This is a genomic window from Pseudomonas sp. YNh (assembly GCF_037993085.1).
GTDB lineage: Bacteria > Pseudomonadota > Gammaproteobacteria > Pseudomonadales > Pseudomonadaceae > Aquipseudomonas > Aquipseudomonas putida.
Map to the genome: position 1 here is coordinate 1 of NZ_JBBMRJ010000072.1, position 1,836 is coordinate 1,836.

The 1,836-nt window shown below is 53.4% G+C and carries 1 protein-coding gene and 1 pseudogene; both read left to right on the plus strand.

The genetic code is table 11. The features are described from left to right. The coding region (locus tag WF331_RS29050; protein ID WP_340623563.1) for a T6SS effector BTH_I2691 family protein at positions 1-1,292 on the plus strand (1,292 nt) is incomplete at its 5' end. After that, positions 1,292-1,836, plus strand: a pseudogene (locus WF331_RS29055) (DUF6708 domain-containing protein); the annotation flags it as partial. The gene WF331_RS29050 and the pseudogene WF331_RS29055, both read left to right, overlap by 1 nt.

A 1,836-nucleotide genomic window follows, 5' to 3' on the forward strand; every position in this document is an offset into this window, starting at 1 on the left:
AGTTGAGTGAATGGGGCACCAAGGTGCTGGACCACTGGTGGCGTAGCGACGTGGCCGACCGGGCAAACCTGGCAATACGCGGCATCAGCTACAACCAGGATGACATCCGAGAGGAGCTTGCGGCGCTGCTGCAAGCCGCCAAGGCCGAACCACCGGCAGAATTCAACTTCACGCTGGCCGAAGGCCTTGCCAAACGCGCCCACGCCGCTGCGAATGCCTTCGAACGCCTGAATGCACTGTATGAAGAACTGCAGAAGCGGAACAGTAGCGTCAGTATCGGCCTGTACGGTTGGTACGTCGCGCTGGGTCGACAGGTGCTGAGAACCGGCGCACCGAGCAGCGTAGACCGTGCGCTGCACCATGGCCTGCGCCTGGCGTTGTTTGCCTCGGTACATGAAACGGCTGTCGAAATACGCGTGAGTGAAGCTGCACGGAGTGGGCAGCCAATCAACCCGCAACGCAGCGGTGGCCAGATTGCACGGTACCTGGATCAGGCCTGGGCCGAAGGGCTAATGCAGGCTGATAACAAGCAAAGCGACTTCTATAAAGTTCGTGCTGCCGGCCTGATATGCCTCATAGAGGGCATGCTGATGGCCTTCAAAGCCCGCGAGCTGCCTGACAGTGATGCACGGATCAAGACTGAACTCATGGCGGCCGCGATGACTACGGCTGCAGCAGGCTTTGAAATTGGAGCCAGCTATGTGGACCAAGTGGTAACCCGATACGGCACTAACAGTGTGACCGGGAAAGGGGCCGCCGCGACATTGGGGAGGTTGAAGCTCTGGGGGGCTGGATTGGCTGGCGTTGGAGGTTCGCTGCTGGCGTGGTGGGATTTCACAGATTGGCTGGAAAATTTCAACGACAGTCACGCTGGACACACCAAACTGACTCAAAAAAAATCCAGGCTCTTGGCCACTACGTACCTTGTAAGAGGAATGGCCACAATAACCCTGTCGCTGGCCGAAATAGGAACAGCCATTGCTGTTGCAAAACCTTTCTTCGATTACCTTTCTCAAAATGCCAAGACCAAGCTGGCCAAGACGCTATCCACGTCCCTTGGAGCACTTGCAGCAAAGCTCGGAACGCAGGCCGCTCGGTTATTACTTGCCCGCCTTATTCTTGGCGCTTTCTGGATTGGCATAGTCCTGACAGTGATAATTTACATATTTGAAGACGACGCTTTGGAGAAGTGGTGCAAACGCAGCAGCTTCCGCCTTGCAAAAAACTCAAAACCGTTTGAAGAACACGAAGAACTGAAGACCCTACACTCCCCATTCAGCGAGGTATTGTGATGTATCTGATCGAATGGGGTTTTTGGCAAATGGCTACTGAATCCGAAGCTGCGCGAAAAGCCTATGAAGCAGAACTGACACCGAAAGAAAAACGCCAGGATTTGTATGAGGACGAGCTGGCTGAAGAAATGCACTTTCAACCGGTGAGTGAAAACCCACGCACAAGAGGCCCTGTATTCGCTTTTAACGACATCTTCTTAGACATTCGCTGTGGTGGCTCAGAAGAAAAGCGCGGGCTGATTACGCTCGCAACGCTCGGCGCTATCGCCCCGGCCATTTCTGTTGGACTAATTACCACCACTGGATTTTTATGGATGGACATCACAGACCCTGAGGGTCGCTCCGTAATCACTATTCTTACAACACTTATAATGCTCTCAGTCACCTCGACCTTAGTGTATCTTTATTTAAAGTATGGAATTCACTTAACCCGACTGGAAATGCTGACTAGCCGTCACCAGCTCATCCGCTTCAATCGAATAACCCAACAAGTTCACCTACATCGACCGAAATACTGCGGCGGCATCGTCACTTTTCCGTGGAA